Raw genomic sequence first — 17,152 nt, 5'->3', positions numbered from 1 at the left:
TTGCAATTTCCCCCGTCCCCAACTACTAACGGTTCATCTCTAACTGTGCCCCAGTCGAATGGTGCGCTTCTATAATCGAATCAATCTCTTTCAAGTCTGAAGAAGGCAGATCTCCCGGGATCGTATTCTTCACTGCTCCGGTTGCGTTGCCATATTCCAGTGCCCGCTGATAATTCTCCGGCTCTGACAGCAGTCCGTAGAGGACACCTGAGATATAGGCATCTCCGCTTCCGATGCGGTCCACCACCTCAATATTGCGATATGGCTCTTCTTCATAATACGTATCTTCCTTCGCACTATAGATCACAGAACCAAAGGTATGCACCCTCGGGCTATGCACGATACGCTGGGTGGATGCCACCACAGAGATCGGATACTCCTGTGTGAAACTCTTCATCATCTCTTTGACACTTCCTTCTTTCTTGAAGGTAAGACGTGCCGTATCCTCAGAGCAGAAGAAAAGATCTACATAAGGCAGGATGTCCTCGATGCACTTGCGCGCCTCTTCGCCGCTCCACAGATTCCCCCGGAAATTCACGTCAAATGAGATGAATGTCCCATGTTCTTTGAATCTTTTCATCATCTCAATCACTGTCTCCTGACACTGGTGGCTAAGCGCCAGGGTAATCCCACTCGTATGGAAGCATCTCGCAGAAGAATAAAGGGAATCATCAAACTCTGAGATATCCAGTTTCGTTATGGAAGTATGAGCGCGGTCATACGCAACTCTAGGCTTCCTTGGATATGCGCCATTCTCATAATAGTAGACACCCAGGCGCGCATCCTTCTCCTGGTCATAGACCAGATAATCATCACTGACACCGCAGAAACGAATCCGATTCTTCGCATAGATCCCGATATCGTTCGCAGGTAATTTGGAAATAATCCCCGTCCGAAGTCCCAACAAAGAGACACCGGATACCACATTCAATTCAGCGCCTCCTACCTGCTTCTGAAATGTCTCGCCGCGCACAAGACGCTCGTTGCTCGGCGGCGAAAGCCTTAACAATACTTCTCCAACCGACAGCAAATCAAACTCTTTCTTCATATAATTACCTCCATACGCGATACGCCGCCAAGATATAGCCTTAACTACTAATACTCCAGATATGCCCCTTTCATCGGGCTGACCGCATGCTCGCTGAACATACGGAGTACACCTTTTTTGTATTTTGGCGCTCTTGGTTTCCAATTCTTCCGGCGTTCTTCTAATACCGCATCCACTTCCTCTGGGGTCTTCTTCTCGCCGTGGATACCGATAATATTCAGTTTCCTTCCCATAACATCGATTTCAATCAGATCGCCTTCTTCCACAAGCGCAATCGGTCCGCAATCTACCGCTTCCGGGCTGCAATGCCCGATTACAGGCCCCGTCGACGCCCCAGAGAATCGTCCGTCCGTAATCAACGCAATACTTCTTCCCAGTTCCTTATCGCTGCTGATTGCTTCAGATGTGTAGAACATCTCAGGCATTCCGCTGCCTTTCGGACCTTCATAACGGATGAATACCGCATCTCCTTTTTGCACTTTGTGTTTCAGCACAGCATCCAGACATTCTTCTTCGCTGTCGAACGGTCTGGCTCTTAATACCGCCCGGAACATCTCCTTCGGGCAAGCCGTATGCTTAATTACCGCTCCCTCCGGTGCCAGATTGCCTCTTAAGATCGCTATGCTTCCATCGGTTCCAATCGCCTGGTCATATGGACGGATAATATCCCCTCTTGTCAGAGATACGCCATAACGCTTATTGAATTCCTCAAGCCACTTCTCGCAGCGTTCATAGAATCCATTCTTCTTCAATTCTTCCAGATTCTCACCCAAAGTCTTGCCTGTGATCGTCATCACATCCAGATGCAGGTGCTGCTTAATCTCTTCCATAATCGCAGGCACACCGCCGGCATAATAGAAGCATTCTGCAGGCCAGCGCCCTGCCGGACGTACATCCAGAAGATAATGGGCATTACGATGCAGTCTATCAAACGTATCACCCGTGATCTCAATACCGAACTCATGCGCGATCGCCGGAATATGAAGCAGGCAATTGGTGCTTCCGGAGATTGCCGCATGAACCAGGATCGCATTCTCGAAACTATCCATCGTCACAATATCGCTTGGACGCATATTCGGCATAGTTGCAAGTCTTACCGCCTGCTCTCCTGCCTGTCTTGCAAATGCAAGCAGATCAGGGCTGGTCGCCGGCATCAATGCACTGCCCGGAAGCGCCAGTCCCAGTGCTTCCGCCATAATCTGCATGGTAGACGCCGTTCCGATAAAAGAACATGCACCACAACTTGGACAAGCATTGCATTTCGCCCAATTCAACTTCTCCTCGTCAATCTCTCCCCGCTGATACTTAGCATTATACATTCCCAACTGCTCCAGCGTCAACATCTCCGGTCCGGCATTCATCGTACCTCCCGGCACTACAACAGACGGAATATCCACTCTTGCAAGACCAATCAGATTCCCCGGCATACCCTTGTCACAACTTGAAAGATATACCCCCGCATCAAATGGCGTTGCATTGGCATGAATCTCGATCATATTGGCAATCATCTCACGGCTTGCAAGACTGTAGTTAATACCATCCGTTCCCTGGCTCTCGCCGTCACAGATATCCGTACAAAAATACCTTGCGCCATGCCCGCCAGCCTGTTCCACGCCTTTTCTTACTTCTTCCACCAGAATATTCAGATGCCCGCTTCCAGGATGGCTGTCGCCATATGTACTCTCAATCATCACCTGTGGCTTTGCCAGATCCTCCGGCTGCCAGCCTGTTCCGATACGCAGCGGGTCTAATTCCGGCGCCAGTTTACGCATTTCCTGACTTCTAAGTTCCATTGCTACCTTCCTCCATATTCTCTATGTTACTGTTTTACTTTTCAGTTTTGCTTTTATCATTTTACCACTTTTATTATTCCACACGCTTCATTCTCACATTTCCTATGCAAAATCTGCACAAATTCTATGCAAAGAAGGAAATAATCAGTGCTACAACGAATCCTGTCGCGCCAACCAATGTCTCCATAACAGTCCATGTCTTAAAGGTCGTCTTCTCATCCATTCCTACCAATGACTTCACCAGCCAGAATCCCGAATCATTGAAATGAGAACATACCGTAGATCCGCCAGCAACTGCCGCTGTTGTACACGCCAGATACAGCGGTGACAGATCTGCGATTCCCGGCATAGCCGCGATAATGCCCGCTGCCATTGTCATTGCAACCGTAGCGGAGCCTACACAGATTCGTACAAGTGCTGCCACAACGAACGCAATTACCACAATCGGCAGGTTTGCAGAAGATACTGCATTACCAATCACTTCTCCAAGACCGGAATACTGCAGCATATAGCGCAGGACACCACCGCAGGCTGTCACTAATAAGATCAGACCCGTCGGCTCTAATGACTTTGTCATAACCTTTTCCAATTCATTCGTCGTATATCCATGTCTGAGTCCCAGTACGATCATCGCAGCTACTGTCGCAATCAGAAGTGCTACGAATGGCTCTCCAAGGAATCCGAAGACTGGTGCAAGACCGCTCAGTGCAGGAACAACGCCAGATACAGAGTCCAGAACAATCAGTACAAGCGGAATCAGGATAATTCCGACAATCGTCCAGAAGTTCGGAAGTTTTGACTCATCAAAATCCGCCTGATTCGCAATATGATCAGGAACCGGAACATCAAATTTATTGCCACAGATCGATCCCCAGATCGGTCCAGCCACAATCATGGCAAAGATTCCACATACAACACCTACCATAATTACCCAGCCAAGATCAACCTCTAACATCGTTGCCACCAGAACCGGTCCCGGTGTCGGCGGGATAAATGCATGTCCGACAGCCAGTCCTGCCAGCAGCGGAATTACATAGAACAAAGAGGAACGGTTGGTTCTCTTTGCAAGAGAGAATGCCAGCGGAATCAGAATAATCAATCCTGCATCAAAGAATACCGGCATTGCAATGACCAGACCTGTAATACCAAGCGCCCAAGCCGCTTTCTTATCCCCGAATCTTTTGACCATCGTAACTGCCAGTGTCTGCGCGCCACCGGAAGTCTCCAGTATCGCCCCAAACATCGAGCCAAGTCCTACCAATAACGCAATTCCCTTTAACGTATTTCCAATACCATCATTCACCGCTGTGACAATATCATCAAACGGCATCCCCGCAATCAATCCAATCGCAATCGCTCCGATCAGAATCGAAACCATCGCCTGGATATTAAACTTAATAATTAATACCAACAATATTACAAGCCCCACCAATGCTGCAACCACAAGTCTGGTTGGATTTAACGCTGCTGTTTCAGCATTCATTTGTTTTTCCTCCTTCTACATTTACATTACTTTTTAACATCTGACGTCTTATGTCTTGTTGCTTTTACTACTTTTTTCAGTTAATTTTGTCAATACATCTGATGTTTGCTTTTATTTTTTCTACTTTTCGCATAAAAAAACAGTGGGATACTCTCAGATATGCCCACCGTTTTTGTGCGTTTTGTCTAATTCGATTCCTCGTGTTCCTCCATCATCCTCATAATCATCTGACGATTATAAGTCAAGTGCATAATCATCGCGCACTTCGCCCCCATCGGGTCCTTATTTAAAATTGCATCCGTAATTGCACGATGCGTCTCTATCGTCTCTTTCATCAGTATTCTGTGTGTAAGATTCGCGAATGTCACAACCGCTGAGTTAATGACAGGAATCAATATCTCCACTACCCTGTTCTGGCTGCATTTCGCAATGCATGTATGGAATTCCACATCTTTTTTTATGTGATTTTTCCCCGTAAGATATAATTGTTCCACCTCATCACACAGGCTCTTCAACTGCTCAAGATCCTCTTGCGCAGCGTTTTCACTTGCCATAGATGCAATCTCCGGTTCCAGCATCAGACGCACTTCACAAAGTTCCAAAGCCAACTTGTATTTATCATCGAATCTGCCCAATCCCAAAGGATCATCTTCCAATGTGCTGGTACTGATCACATAGGTTCCGGAACCTCGCCGCACTTCCAGCACGCCTTTCGAAACCAGACCTTTTACCGCTTCCCGGATCGTGCTTCGACCCACGCCGAACTTCTCCGCCAATTCGAATTCATTCGGAATCTTCTGCCCGACTTCCACCGGCTCCTGCAAAATATAATGGAATAATTCCTCTTCTACCTGAGACCCCAGAAGCCTCCTATCCATCTTCTCAAACCGATACATATATCCTTCCTTCTATCCCGTCTTCAATACAGCATTCACAGAACGCAGCACTAATCAAATAATGCCGTAGAAAAATATCTCTCCGCAGTATCCGGCAGCACCGTAACCACTGTCTTCCCTCGCCCCAGCTTCTTCGCCAGCCTTCTGGCTGCCGCCACATTCGTGCCACTGGAAATTCCACACATCATGCCTTCTGATCTTGCCAGTTCCCTGGCTGTCTCAAGCGCTTCTTCATCCGTCACGATCACAACCTCATCATAGATCTCCTGATTCAGAATCGCCGGGATCACGCCATCCCCGATTCCCATCTGGATATGGCTCCCCACTTCACCGCCGGACAGAAGCGCTGCATTCTCCGGCTCAACCGCCCAGATCTCCACATCCGGGTTCTGTTTTTTCAGAATCTCTCCAATCCCTGTGATTGTTCCGCCCGTACCAATGCCGGAACAGAAACCGTCAATCTTCTTTCCCGCCTGAGCGATGATCTCTGCGCCGGTCCCTTCATAATGCGACTTGCTATTCGCCGGGTTCTCGAACTGCTGCGGCACGAACACGTGCGGATTCTCCTCCTTCATACGAAGCGCCGTCCGGATACATTCATTGATACACGCTCCAATATCACCCGCATCATGAATCAGTTTTACTTCCGCCCCATAATTCTGAACTAATTTCCTCCGTTCCTCACTTACCGAATCCGGCATAATGATCACCGTCTTATAACCTCTCACAGCCCCGACAAGCGCAAGACCGATCCCCTGATTGCCGCTGGTCGGCTCTACGATAATCGTATCCTCATTCAGCAGCCCCTGCTTCTCGGCTTCCAGGATCATATTGTATGCCACGCGGGTCTTCACAGAGCCGCCGATATTGACAGCCTCGAACTTCACAAGAATCTCTGCACTGTCCTCATCCGTCATATGATTCAGACGGATCAGCGGAGTATTCCCCACCGCTTCAAGTATATCATTATATATCATGATTGCATTTACTCCTTCTAATTAACCTTAATTACATCTATTCTATCATAATATGCCGCTATATTGCATAGGAAAATAGAAATACTTTGAAATCGCTTAATACACTACCTCTATCTGATGCTCTATACAGAATTCATTCATCTCTTCCGGCAGAGGCTGGTCCGTAACAATCGCTGACAATTCTTTCAGGGGCATCACTCCATAATAAGACATCTGGTTCATCTTAGAACTGTCTGCCAGTAGGATGGTTCGATCAGAATGCTCGTGGAATGCCCTTTTCAGCGCAGCATCTTCCGGCAGATATTCCATCACACCCTGCTTAAGGTCTACCCCACAGCAAGAGATAAAGCACGTCCTTGCATGATGCTTCGCAATATATTCACATGCCTCATGACCATAGATACTCACCCTATCCGAATGATAGGTCCCACAGACACAGTCCGCCAGGATATTGCCATAATTCCCCATCAACTGCAAAGCTGGTATTCCATTGGTCAGAACTCTCAGACTCGAATATTCTGCCAGATGGCGCGCAAGACAATAACACGTACTACTGCCATCCATGAAGATACAGTCTCCTTCTTCTACATATGCCGCCGCAAGACTCGCAAGATAATTCTTCTTATCAATATTCGCATGGCTTCGGAATCCAAAGGGCAGTTTAATCTTCTCCTGGGAAATAAAGGCTGCACCGCCACGCTTCTTCTTAATCAGCCCTTCTCTCTCCATCTGGATCAGATCCCGCCGGATTGTCGGTTCGCTGGCATAGACTGCCTTTGCCAGTTCTTCCACACTCATATATAATCTTTTTTCTAAATGATTCAGAATCTCTCTTTGTCTTTCTTTGGGCGTCATAGTCTTAGCCTCTTTCCTGGGTATGTTATATGTATTATAACAATGACGGTATAAAAAAGCAATTTTACTGATTATTTCCAATGATCATTTTCATGATTGCAATCACATTTTTCTGTCCAAATCTCAAAATAAGTGCCACGCTTTCTTTCGGCTTTTTTTCATGCTATACTCCAGTTATCATGTAATATTTTATATAGTGTCTATATGCAAGGAGGAACGGAATATGCTTGTAACAATGAACAGAGTCTTAGAATACGCAGAAAGTTACGGACAGGCAATCGGCGCATTCAACGTATGTACTTTAGAAGGAATCCAGGCTACATTGGAGGCTGCCGAGGAACTAAAACAGCCGGTGATCATCCAATTCGTAGAACTCCATGAGGCTTATATCTCACTGGATGTGATCGGACCGATCATGGTTATGATGGCAGAGAAAGCAAACGTGCCAGTCTGCGTACATCTGGATCACGGTGAGAAACTGGATTACCTGCAGAAAGCCCTGGATATGGGCTTCACATCCATCATGTATGACGGCTCTATGCTGGACTTCGATCAGAATGTTGCCAATACAAGAATCGCTGTGGAGATGGCAGCCAGATACGGTGCATCCGCAGAAGCAGAACTGGGAGCTATGGGCGGCAACGGAAGCACAGATGAAGACCGGTACACAAACCCTGACGAAGCGAAAAGTTTCGTAGAACTGACGGGCATCAATGCCCTGGCATGTTCTTTTGGCACGATCCACGGACTGTATTTCGCAGAACCAAAACTGGACTTTGACCGAATCTCCGATATCCGGCAGAAAACCGGAATTCCAGTGGTTATGCACGGCGGTTCCGGCGTAAGCGACAAAGACTTCCGGGAATGTATCAGGCGCGGCGTACGCAAGATCAACTACTACACCTATTCTGCCAAGGCTGGCGGAGAGGCTGTTAAAAAGCAGTGTCTTAAGGCGGAGAATGAATTCGTCTACTATCATGACGTAGCCGTATGGGGACGCGAAGCGATCAAGGCGGATGTACTGGCTGCCATGAAGGTATTCAGCGGAAAATAATACTCTATGCGATTCCTCTTGGGAATATCGCAATAAAAAGCAGGTGAAATATTATGAAGAATAAAAAAATTGTTGTGGCAGGACACCTCTGTGTCGACATCACGCCTAAGTTCTTTGAATCTCAGAGAACCGACAGCGTCAGCGCTCTGCTAAAGCCAGGAAAACTTCTGAATGTAGGAAATGCTACCAACAGTGTTGGCGGTGTCGTTGCCAACACCGGACTTGCTCTTAAGAAGTTCGGAAGCGAAGTTATTCTGCTTGGCAAGATTGCCGATGATGCTTTTGGAAGCATTATTGAGCGGACATTTCAGGAGCAGACGGCCGCTCAGCATCTGATCCATGCCGAGAATGAAAGTACCTCCTATACAATGGTCATCGCCCCTCCGGGAATCGACCGCATCTTCCTGCATCATCCGGGGACGAATGATACCTTCTGCTATGAGGATCTTGATTTTGACCTGATCGCACAGGCAGGACATTTCCACTTCGGATATCCTCCGCTTATGCGCAGCATGTATGTGGATGGCGGCAGCGAACTGATCAGGATATTCAAGAAAGTAAAAGAACTGGGGCTTACCACTTCTCTTGATATGGCTGCTGTGGAGGATGGATCTGAGGTCGCTGCATGTGACTGGGCAAAATTAATCCGAGATGTGCTGCCGTATGTAGATTTCTTCGTCCCAAGTATTGAAGAACTGGGATATATGATGGACAGACCACTTTACAATGAGTGGAACAGACGGGCAAACGGAGCCGATATTACATTAATGCTGGATGCCCGGGAAGATGTAAAGCCTTTGGCTGACAGGCTGATCGAATGGGGCGCGAAATGTGTATTGATCAAGTGCGGTGCTTCCGGGATGTATTTAAGGACAGCATGTTCTGAGGTTATGTCACAGATTGATCCACAATTTGGAGACTGGGATAACCTGGATATCTTCGAGAAGAGTTATGTGCCGGATCTTATTCTGTCCGGAACCGGGGCGGGCGATACCAGCATCGCGGCGTTCTTAAAAGCGGCCATTGACGGGTATCCTGCAAGCCGGTGCCTGCAGTTGGCGACAGGGACTGGGGCGTCCTGCATTACGGCTTATGATACTTTGAGCGGGCTGCTGTCTTTTGAAGAGTTGATTCGGAAGATTGATGGGGGATGGGAGAAGAATTCGTTCTAAAATAGAATAAGGAATGTTTTATAATGGCGAGAAGGATGCATTGCAGAAATATCTGGAGGATCACAAGGAATATTTTAGCGAACTGGATACCGGAACTTATCAGGCAATTCGGGAACTTCTGCATTCCAGGAAGCAGTTAAGAGGGATTGTAACAAAATATAACGGAGAGGAGAAGGTCGATATGTGTAAGGCATTAGAAGATATATATGAAGATGGAAAAAGTGACGGAATTAAGATGGGCATTAAAGAAGGTATCAAAGAGGGTATCAAAGAAGGCGGTATACAAGTACTAGCGGAAACCTGCCAGGATTTCGGAGTTTCCAGAGATGATACTATCAGCAGAATCTGCATGAAATTCTCTTTATCCGAAGCAGAAGCAATCGAATATATTGATAAAGACTGGAAATAAAGGATTTAAAAAGTACTTTATATTTCAAAAAGGAGGGGTGTTATACTCATGATACCCCTCCATTAAAGATTATTTACAACCAATGCCACCCCCGACAGAATCAGCATTACGATCACTAATTTCTTCACAACTTTCTCATCCAGCACTTTGCTGCTTGCCATTCCCAGGTATAATCCTGCCAGCATCGCCGGAATCAAGATCACAGCCTGCTTCAGGACATCAAACGTAATGATTCCCAGAACCGTATACAATACAATCCGGAATGTATTCTCCACAACAAATACCATGCAGATATTCGCCTTGAACCCATGGCTGTCCTCAGTCACTCTGCCCACGTATGCCCCCAGCAGCGCTCCTACTCCATATAAGCCGCATAATACTCCTGACAGGATTCCGATAATGCCCAGCACAACCTTCGATTCTTTTATCTTGATTGCCTGCGCTTCCCGCAGCAGCATCTCTACACCAACAAAAATGATAAGAAAACCGAAAACAATCTTGATATGCCCGGTATCTGCATTTTTCAAAAGCAAGACCCCCGGAATGTTCCCAAAAAGCACGAGTATCGCAAGCGGAAGGCAGATGCCCCACTGAATAGATCCTCGCTCTTTCCATGCGAGAATCGCGTTAGTCGGATACCCTAAGAGCAATTCCACAGGCGAGATATTAATATTACTATTTCCAAAACTGAGGATTGTCGTAAATACAAGCGTATTCGCAAAACCACATAAGCCCTTTATAAAAAATGCACCTACTGATGCAACGATCCACCAAAACATTTTATCCCCCTATTTATATGATTGATTCTTGACTTTCTCACTTAACGTCTTATCAAAGACTCATCCGATTTACAATTTATAATTATAATGAGATATCTTCAACAGAACAATAAGAATAATCAACAATAATATAAAAATATTGAGATGACAAATGTTCATTCCTTCTTCGTTAGTTTCAGCAGCGTGTTAAGTATAATCTTCTCCCGTCTTTCACTATATAGATGTCGCTCTTATACCGATTGGCCTCCGCGACCAGGTTTACAGCATACTCGTCGTGAAGTCCGACTTCTGATTGAACCGTACATGTAATTTCTTTCATTTTTCGCCCACCCCTTTACATTTTCCACCATTGCATTGATGCCTTTCCAGATTGCACCGATCAATTCATCCAGTTGATAGCCGTGGGGTGCAAGTTTCCTCGCCAGATGCCCGAAATATACTTTCACAAACTCATCCTGATTCATTGGGAGGAGAGTTCATCCAGGTCAAATAAAATTGTTTTTATCATATGTTATCGCCTTTGACATAGCAGCCTTATTACAGTCTAGTTTTCTAAAAGCCGGAAATACCGATCATGTGCCTCCTGATAATCCCGGTTAAATTCTTCATCCCGCCCAGAATGCAGCATCGTAACATAATCATGCACCTGATGCTTGATCTCAGGTGTTGCTCTTGCAACCGTCGCCACACCGACATTCGAACAGACATCGGAGATACGTTCCGCTTCCGAAAGCAGATTGAAGAATTCCGTGCCATTAACGACTCCGCACTCTCCGCCGCGAAGCCGTTCTATATGGTTCTCCTTCAATGCATTTACCATATCATCCACAACTTCTTCCAACGGTTCAATATGTCTGGCTGCCATCAGATTCTGCTTTCTGAACGCTTCATTCGTATAATCCAGAATCCGATCAAGCAATTCCCGGAGTACAAGCAGTTCTGACAACGCATTCTTCGAGAATTCATTGCCATTCTCTTTCATAGCCATCGCAATCTCAGCAATATTCAAAGCATGATCTCCCAGCCGTTCAAACTCCGTGACTGCAGAATAATAATAATTCATGATCTCAACATGATAAGAAGAAGTAATCTTCGCAGATATCTGAACCAGATAATTGCTCACCCGGTCCGCCATACGGTCCATATAATCCTCTTCTTCTACTATCTGCCCTATGACTTCCGGGTCATATTTGGTAAACATATCAAAAGCACGATTAATATTCGTCCGTGCCATCTGGCACATTACCAGAAGCACCTCATAGCAGCGCCCAAAAGCCAGCGCCGGAGTACTGATGAACACTGGATTAAGCGCATCCAGCATCTCATCATATTTCCCGGAGGCAACAGGCTCGTCCTTCACAATCTTGTAACTGATCTTTTCATAGATTCCCACCAATGGCAACAGTAGAATCGCACATGACAGATTAAAAATCGTATTCGTATTCGCAATTCCGCCTGAGTGGATCGTACTATTCCAGATACTATCCAAAAGCCCGACTTTATGTATCATTGTAACAACCGTCAGAATCAAGGCAAACTCGCTTAAGTTAAATAGAATATTCACAACACCCACACGTTTGGCTTCTGGCTTTGCACCGATGTTGCAGACAATCGCAGTCGTTACACAATCGCCAAGATAGATACCAACCAGAACCGCATAGATTGCCCCAAAAGTCAATTGTCCGGAAGTAGAAAATGCCTGCAAGATACCGATCGTTGCAGAAGAACTCTGCAGCACAAACGCAACTCCCGCTCCAACAGCATAAGCAATCAAAGGATTCTGCCCCAGACCCGAGAAAAGACGTTCCACGATTCCGCTTTCGGTCAGCACGCTTACCGCATCCGTCATATTCAAAAGTCCGGAAAACAGGATTCCAAACCCAATGATAATCTGCCCTACCTTGTCTGAACCTTTGGATTTTACTCCCATGATTACAATAATACCGATAATCAGAGCCAGTGGTGCCAGCGTTGATGGCTTGAAAAACTGGAGAATCGAAGCCCCCGACGAATTCAAATCCAGGAGTCTGATGATCTGTCCAGTAACAGTTGTACCAACATTGGCACCGATCACAACCCCCAGCGACTGCCCAAGGGAGATAATCCCGGCACCTACAAGACCTGAGGTAATAACGATAGTAGCTGTTGAAGACTAGATGACCGCAGTCATCGCAAGTCCTAGAAGAAATGCCTTGATTGGGGTATTAGTAACCTTCTCCATTGCCTTTTTAAGCGTCCCTGACGAACTTGTTTTTAATCCATCTCCCATCAAACGCATTCCATACAAAAACATGGCCAATCCGCCAAAAAGTGTAATTACATTAAAAATATTCATACTCATCCACCTGTAAAATTCGTAATAATTAAAATACATTTTACACAGATTTTACCAAGTTTTTACATGAATTACTATAGTTTTTTAGCAACCAGCAAAAAGAAAAGTGGCAAAAACCCATTGTTTCAGCCACTATCTTTTCTCTTCATTTCTTCAGCGCCCTCAAGCCACTGCTAATTAGTACAATTTTGCGCCTGCCGGAATCGCATCATCTACCATCAGCAGGTGAAGTCTTTCCTCACCATTTTCATGGTGTACAGCTGAGATAAGCATACCACAGGAATCAATTCCCATCATGCTTCTTGGCGGCAGGTTCACAATAGCGATTGCTGTCTTTCCAACCAGTTCTTCCGGCTCGTAGTATTCGTGGATTCCGGAAAGAATCACACGATCCGTACCTGTTCCGTCGTCTAATACGAATTTCAGAAGTTTTTTGCTTTTCTTTACCGGTTCGCACTCTTTGATCTTAACAGCACGGTAATCGGATGTGCTGAATGTCTCAAAATCCACCATGTCTTCAAATAATGGCTCAATCTCTACATTTGAAAAATCAATTTTTATTCCGGCTTTTCTTCTGTTTTTGCCACCGGTGTTGTCTGAGCCTTTTTGGATGTATCGGAACCACCAATGCTTTTCATCGTCGGGATTTCTAATTCACGAAATTTATATCTCGTTATTTCTCTCCCTAACTCTGTATCTGCGCCATATTCAATTCACTCCAAAATACATAAGCCTTCATAAGCCATTACTCAACTTGTTTCCATTGGCTTATCTTTTGGCTTAACTGGCTTAAACCGCCATTTCAGAGATATATTGCTTTGTAGTTTTTTCAAAATACTCTTCCAGTCCTGCAAACTCTGCCTGTTTCAGTTCCTTAGTCACGTCTGCGTAGATATTCAAAGTAGTTTGAACATCTGCGTGCCCCAAGGTATCCTGAATTACTTTTATATTTACACCAGCTTCACATAAACGTGTTGTAAATGTGTGTCTCAGCGTATGACAGTTAAAATGCGGAAGTAATACTGGTTCATTTTCTTCCTTAAGCAACACTTCATCATTACAGTCACGGATAACTCTGCGAATCGCCTTGTTTAAAGTACCCTGATGCTGAACATTCCCAAAACGATTTACAAAGATGAAATCCGTATAACCATCCACTGTTGCCTTACACTCAACGCCCATCGCTTCCTGATACTGTTTCTCCAGCAAAAATGCTTCTTTTACAAAGTCCAGCATCGGAACCTGACGCACACCCGCTTCAGACTTTGGAGTATTCACATTAAAATAACAGCCGTTCTTCTGTGCTTCATCTCTGTGACAATAATATATCAATGTGTGGTTCACATCAATCATGCCATTTTCCAGATCAATGTCGCACCAATGAAGCCCTGTCACTTCACCGACACGAAGCCCCGTTCCAACCATAACAGCGATAACCGGATACCAATGATTATAGGTATGATTTCTTTTTAAAAAGTCCAAAAGTAAATCCTGCTGCGGTTTCGTTAAAGCCTTTCTCTTCTCTGTTTTAAACACATGAGACTGCTTCAATTCTTTCAACACATTATTGCTCGGATTGTTTCTCAAATAGCAATCATCTACTGCCATTTCCAACACCTGATGCAAAACAGTATGCACACTATCAATGGTTGATGCCTGTAATCCACACTCGTCCGCAAGATAATTGTAAAAACGCTTCACATCCGTCTTTTTCACCGTAGACACTCTTGTTTTTCCAAACTCCGATCTCACAAAAGTATTATACATATACTGATAATTTTGGAATGTGTTGTCCTTCAGACCTCGTTTAATCTGCTTCCATAAATCAAACAGATCATTAATGGTCACATATCTTGCTTCGGCTTTAATGCCATCACTTTTGTCTCTCTCGATTTCCTTTTCTTTCTCTCGAAGATCCTCCAGCGTTTTTGCGTAAACCACATGGCGCTTTCCGTCTTTTCCTGTCCATCTGTAATCATAAGTTCCATTTGGACGCTGGCTTTCTCCTTTACGAAGAACGATTCTGTCTTTATCTTTTCTTTTTGTTTGTCCTTTTCCTGCCATTTTGGCTCCTTTCCGCACAACAGAAAAGGGACGTCATTCCGATACTTATTGTACCAAAAGGATGTCCCTAATTCAATGACCGTTTTTCACGAAAACGGTACATCGTCCTTGTGCAATTGTTAATTTACTTAGTTAAACTATTTTAATTCTTGATTTTATATAAGAATTATTCTTCTTGACTATTTACTGCTTCAACACGTTTTCTTACATAATCCGTCTGGTTTCTAAATGCAAATAAAAACAGAGCAATCAAACATGCTAACGCAATCCATCTCCAATTAGATATGAGCCATCCCCATATAGTTTCTAAATTCATGCATAGATAAATTGTAAATAAAAGAATAACTCCTGCTAACAAAGTACGGAAATAATTGTTTGTCTCAGACAAAATATCTATCTTCGAATCCCTTTTTACAGCTTTAACATATTCTGGATATGGTGCTTCTACGATAAATTTACTTTTTTTCAAGACTGGCTTTACAACTAATGAACCAATTCGATTAAGAATAAGCCCAATGAAATAATAAATCACAATCTCCTCCACTACGCCTTGAAACGGAATTGCCATTCCAAGTATTAAGTCTAATGCAATGCCAAAGAAGGCTCCTGGCAGCAAATTTGTCATTATTTGATATGAATCCAATTTTTCAATAATGCTACTCACACTATTCCTCCTAAATCTGTTGGTAATATAATAGGCGACACTTTGTCAAATGATAGGTTTACGGCCTCCATAAAACCCTTTCGTCTGTTTGCAAACAATTTTCTTTCTGACACGGAAGTCTGAAATCCAAATTTACCGATATCTTCTACTGTTGTAGATTGCCTCAAAATATGTTTATTTTCTACTGACAATGCTTGCTTAGCAAACCATAATTCAGCGTTCTTGTTATGTTTCATCATTCCAGTCAAAGTATCCTTTTCAGAAAAACGCTCCCATATACAGGTATTTGCTACAACAAAATCCTTTGCAGCTATTTCTTTTATTGCACACAACCCTTTTACAGTTCCAATGTGGGCTGTAATAAAAACACCATTCAATCCGTCTTTTGATTCACAGCAGACGAATTGCTTATATATTTTTCCTCCCAACTGAAGGAAAGACCAAGGTGATACTTCTGAATTTGTCACCTTTTGAATATATTCATGTCTTGCCTTCAGTTGATTGGCATCTACTACTATATCAGCACTAAAACCAAGTATCCACTCCACCGAGCTTCACTCCTTGTGTCTTTTTGACAGAAACATGGATTCCACCATTTTTCGGATAGTTTACTACACCATCTTTTGTGTTTAATGCAGGATCATAAAGTTCGTCTTTCATGTACTCAACCAATTTGTCCGAACCTCCACTTGTTGGTCCTGAACCAGTATTGTCAGAAATAAGGTATGTCTTACTATAAGAATCTGTTAATTTTTCAAAAATCTCTTGAGCATTGTCTAACTTCCCATGATGTGGCAATTGGATAACTCCATATACATTTAAATTATGCAAAAATGCAGGCGTTGCATCTCCACATAATAAAACCGACTTTCCATCATCAACCTTACATTTCAACTGGACACTTGCTGCATTCATTACAGTCTCGCCTTCATATTTCGTTACTTTGTCATCTTCGACAGCTTGTGCTACTACATTAACAAATTCATCTTCTGTTGGACCTACGATACTTCCAGATGCAACTTTCGTATTAACCGCCGCATCTTTAACCGTAAAATTATATTCTTGCGCTTTTTCAACAATTTCTTTGATATGGACAAATGTTTTAAGAATACGCTCTTTCGTTCCCTTCAGAGTTCTTCTATCATCATCCAGAATATCCAGCACTTTTTTAGCACTTTTAAGATACAAAGAAGAATACACCGTCACATCATATCCCTCATCATACAAACTATCAAACAATGTTATGACTCCCTTTATATGATCTTCATCATTGTGAGATATTACAACATGTACCTCTGAAATCAATGAGTTATTCTTCAAAAAATTTTCTACTTCTTCTGCATGTCTCTCATGTCCACAGTCATACACGATTAGCGTAGTTGCATCATACAATAAAATACAATCGCCAAATCTTGTATCTGTATCCCCATCGTAATGACTTAATGCTTTTAATTTCATCCTTTACTCCTTCCTGTGGCTTAATTATCCACACTTTCTCACTTTTTGTCAGCATTCTTTGTGTTTAGCTGCTAATCCAAGGTTAAAAAATCCCTTTACATTCATAGTACTTCTGACTTTTTGATATGCAGAAGACTTTGTTTCCGTCCCCTGCATATACATTAC

General features: G+C 44.0%; 17 protein-coding genes and 1 pseudogene. 3 read left to right on the top strand and 15 right to left on the bottom strand.

Going from position 1 to position 17,152, the window contains the following annotated elements; genetic code table 11:
- Window positions 1-25: 25 nt before the first annotated feature.
- The 6 genes from ACQRBN_RS12060 to ACQRBN_RS12035 form a co-directional block, all read right to left on the bottom strand.
- On the bottom strand, window positions 26-1,048 hold the full coding sequence (locus tag ACQRBN_RS12060) for a sugar kinase (protein WP_427739236.1): 1,023 nt from the start codon (window positions 1,046-1,048) through the stop codon (window positions 26-28).
- A gap of 47 nt (window positions 1,049-1,095) precedes the next feature.
- On the bottom strand, window positions 1,096-2,841 hold the full coding sequence (gene ilvD / locus ACQRBN_RS12055; protein ID WP_427739234.1) for a dihydroxy-acid dehydratase: 1,746 nt from the start codon (window positions 2,839-2,841) through the stop codon (window positions 1,096-1,098).
- Between the two features lie 124 nt (window positions 2,842-2,965).
- Entirely contained in the window at window positions 2,966-4,324 is a 1,359-nt protein-coding gene (locus tag ACQRBN_RS12050) for a GntP family permease (protein ID WP_427739233.1), read from the bottom strand.
- Window positions 4,325-4,509: 185 nt separating this feature from the next.
- The gene (locus tag ACQRBN_RS12045; protein ID WP_427739232.1) at window positions 4,510-5,220 is read right to left on the bottom strand and encodes a FadR/GntR family transcriptional regulator; all 711 of its coding nucleotides are present in this window, start codon (window positions 5,218-5,220) and stop codon (window positions 4,510-4,512) included.
- A 50-nt stretch (window positions 5,221-5,270) separates the two neighbouring features.
- Complete coding sequence (gene cysK, locus ACQRBN_RS12040) at window positions 5,271-6,197, bottom strand: cysteine synthase A (RefSeq protein ID WP_427739231.1); 927 nt, start codon at window positions 6,195-6,197, stop codon at window positions 5,271-5,273.
- A gap of 96 nt (window positions 6,198-6,293) precedes the next feature.
- Window positions 6,294-7,052, bottom strand: coding sequence for a DeoR/GlpR family DNA-binding transcription regulator (locus tag ACQRBN_RS12035; RefSeq protein ID WP_427739230.1), 759 nt, complete (start codon window positions 7,050-7,052; stop codon window positions 6,294-6,296).
- A gap of 223 nt (window positions 7,053-7,275) precedes the next feature.
- Here ACQRBN_RS12035 and ACQRBN_RS12030 point away from each other — a divergent pair, with 223 nt between their 5' ends.
- From ACQRBN_RS12030 to ACQRBN_RS12020, 3 genes are read left to right on the top strand one after another with little or no spacing between them, the layout of a single operon-like run.
- Complete coding sequence (locus tag ACQRBN_RS12030; protein WP_427739229.1) at window positions 7,276-8,106, top strand: class II fructose-bisphosphate aldolase; 831 nt, start codon at window positions 7,276-7,278, stop codon at window positions 8,104-8,106.
- A 53-nt stretch (window positions 8,107-8,159) separates the two neighbouring features.
- Window positions 8,160-9,278, top strand: a complete 1,119-nt coding sequence (locus ACQRBN_RS12025) for a carbohydrate kinase family protein (protein ID WP_427739228.1) — start codon at window positions 8,160-8,162, stop codon at window positions 9,276-9,278.
- 13 nt (window positions 9,279-9,291) lie between these two features.
- Window positions 9,292-9,687 (top strand): hypothetical protein, encoded by a 396-nt coding sequence (locus ACQRBN_RS12020; RefSeq protein WP_427739227.1) that lies wholly within the window; start codon window positions 9,292-9,294, stop codon window positions 9,685-9,687.
- Window positions 9,688-9,749: 62 nt separating this feature from the next.
- Here ACQRBN_RS12020 and ACQRBN_RS12015 read toward each other — a convergent pair whose 3' ends face one another.
- From ACQRBN_RS12015 to ACQRBN_RS11975, 9 genes and pseudogenes are all read right to left on the bottom strand, one after another.
- Window positions 9,750-10,466, bottom strand: coding sequence for a sulfite exporter TauE/SafE family protein (locus tag ACQRBN_RS12015; RefSeq protein ID WP_427739226.1), 717 nt, complete (start codon window positions 10,464-10,466; stop codon window positions 9,750-9,752).
- A 175-nt stretch (window positions 10,467-10,641) separates the two neighbouring features.
- The gene (locus tag ACQRBN_RS12010; protein ID WP_427739225.1) at window positions 10,642-10,785 is read right to left on the bottom strand and encodes an HPr family phosphocarrier protein; all 144 of its coding nucleotides are present in this window, start codon (window positions 10,783-10,785) and stop codon (window positions 10,642-10,644) included.
- Window positions 10,786-11,010: 225 nt separating this feature from the next.
- The gene (locus ACQRBN_RS12005; RefSeq protein WP_427739239.1) at window positions 11,011-11,448 is read right to left on the bottom strand and encodes a PhoU domain-containing protein; all 438 of its coding nucleotides are present in this window, start codon (window positions 11,446-11,448) and stop codon (window positions 11,011-11,013) included.
- A gap of 21 nt (window positions 11,449-11,469) precedes the next feature.
- Window positions 11,470-12,759 (bottom strand): annotated as a pseudogene (locus ACQRBN_RS12000) (Na/Pi cotransporter family protein); the annotation flags it as partial.
- Window positions 12,760-12,978: 219 nt separating this feature from the next.
- Window positions 12,979-13,314, bottom strand: coding sequence for a hypothetical protein (locus ACQRBN_RS11995; RefSeq protein WP_427739224.1), 336 nt, complete (start codon window positions 13,312-13,314; stop codon window positions 12,979-12,981).
- 276 nt (window positions 13,315-13,590) lie between these two features.
- Window positions 13,591-14,865 (bottom strand): tyrosine-type recombinase/integrase, encoded by a 1,275-nt coding sequence (locus ACQRBN_RS11990; RefSeq protein WP_427739223.1) that lies wholly within the window; start codon window positions 14,863-14,865, stop codon window positions 13,591-13,593.
- 166 nt (window positions 14,866-15,031) lie between these two features.
- Entirely contained in the window at window positions 15,032-15,529 is a 498-nt protein-coding gene (locus tag ACQRBN_RS11985) for a hypothetical protein (RefSeq protein WP_427739222.1), read from the bottom strand.
- Window positions 15,526-16,077, bottom strand: a complete 552-nt coding sequence (locus ACQRBN_RS11980; protein WP_427739221.1) for a hypothetical protein — start codon at window positions 16,075-16,077, stop codon at window positions 15,526-15,528. The genes ACQRBN_RS11985 and ACQRBN_RS11980 overlap by 4 nt, the downstream gene beginning before the upstream one ends.
- Window positions 16,055-16,987 (bottom strand): hypothetical protein, encoded by a 933-nt coding sequence (locus ACQRBN_RS11975; RefSeq protein WP_427739220.1) that lies wholly within the window; start codon window positions 16,985-16,987, stop codon window positions 16,055-16,057. Before ACQRBN_RS11975 ends, ACQRBN_RS11980 begins: the two co-directional genes overlap by 23 nt.
- Between the last annotated feature and the right edge of the window lie 165 nt (window positions 16,988-17,152).

It is taken from the genome of Bariatricus sp. SGI.154 (genome assembly GCF_050313795.1).
Classification (GTDB): Bacteria; Bacillota; Clostridia; order Lachnospirales; family Lachnospiraceae; genus CAMBRQ01.
The sequence above is the reverse complement of the archived record's forward strand: the minus strand, read 5'-3'. Positions and strand labels throughout refer to the sequence as shown.

Excerpts from the sequence above, each read along its gene's own strand:
- ACQRBN_RS12060 (WP_427739236.1), bottom strand. The coding sequence starts at position 1,048 with ATGAAGAAAGAGTTTGATTTGCTGTCGGTTGGAGAAGTATTGTTAAGG.
- ilvD (WP_427739234.1), bottom strand. The coding sequence starts at position 2,841 with ATGGAACTTAGAAGTCAGGAAATGCGTAAACTGGCGCCGGAATTAGAC.
- ACQRBN_RS12050 (WP_427739233.1), bottom strand. The coding sequence starts at position 4,324 with ATGAATGCTGAAACAGCAGCGTTAAATCCAACCAGACTTGTGGTTGCA.
- ACQRBN_RS12045 (WP_427739232.1), bottom strand. The coding sequence starts at position 5,220 with ATGTATCGGTTTGAGAAGATGGATAGGAGGCTTCTGGGGTCTCAGGTA.
- cysK (WP_427739231.1), bottom strand. The coding sequence starts at position 6,197 with ATGATATATAATGATATACTTGAAGCGGTGGGGAATACTCCGCTGATC.
- ACQRBN_RS12035 (WP_427739230.1), bottom strand. The coding sequence starts at position 7,052 with ATGACGCCCAAAGAAAGACAAAGAGAGATTCTGAATCATTTAGAAAAA.
- ACQRBN_RS12030 (WP_427739229.1), top strand. The coding sequence starts at position 7,276 with ATGCTTGTAACAATGAACAGAGTCTTAGAATACGCAGAAAGTTACGGA.
- ACQRBN_RS12025 (WP_427739228.1), top strand. The coding sequence starts at position 8,160 with ATGAAGAATAAAAAAATTGTTGTGGCAGGACACCTCTGTGTCGACATC.
- ACQRBN_RS12020 (WP_427739227.1), top strand. The coding sequence starts at position 9,292 with ATGTTTTATAATGGCGAGAAGGATGCATTGCAGAAATATCTGGAGGAT.
- ACQRBN_RS12015 (WP_427739226.1), bottom strand. The coding sequence starts at position 10,466 with ATGTTTTGGTGGATCGTTGCATCAGTAGGTGCATTTTTTATAAAGGGC.
- ACQRBN_RS12010 (WP_427739225.1), bottom strand. The coding sequence starts at position 10,785 with ATGAAAGAAATTACATGTACGGTTCAATCAGAAGTCGGACTTCACGAC.
- ACQRBN_RS12005 (WP_427739239.1), bottom strand. The coding sequence starts at position 11,448 with ATGAAAGAGAATGGCAATGAATTCTCGAAGAATGCGTTGTCAGAACTG.
- ACQRBN_RS11995 (WP_427739224.1), bottom strand. The coding sequence starts at position 13,314 with ATGGTGGATTTTGAGACATTCAGCACATCCGATTACCGTGCTGTTAAG.
- ACQRBN_RS11990 (WP_427739223.1), bottom strand. The coding sequence starts at position 14,865 with ATGGCAGGAAAAGGACAAACAAAAAGAAAAGATAAAGACAGAATCGTT.
- ACQRBN_RS11975 (WP_427739220.1), bottom strand. The coding sequence starts at position 16,987 with ATGAAATTAAAAGCATTAAGTCATTACGATGGGGATACAGATACAAGA.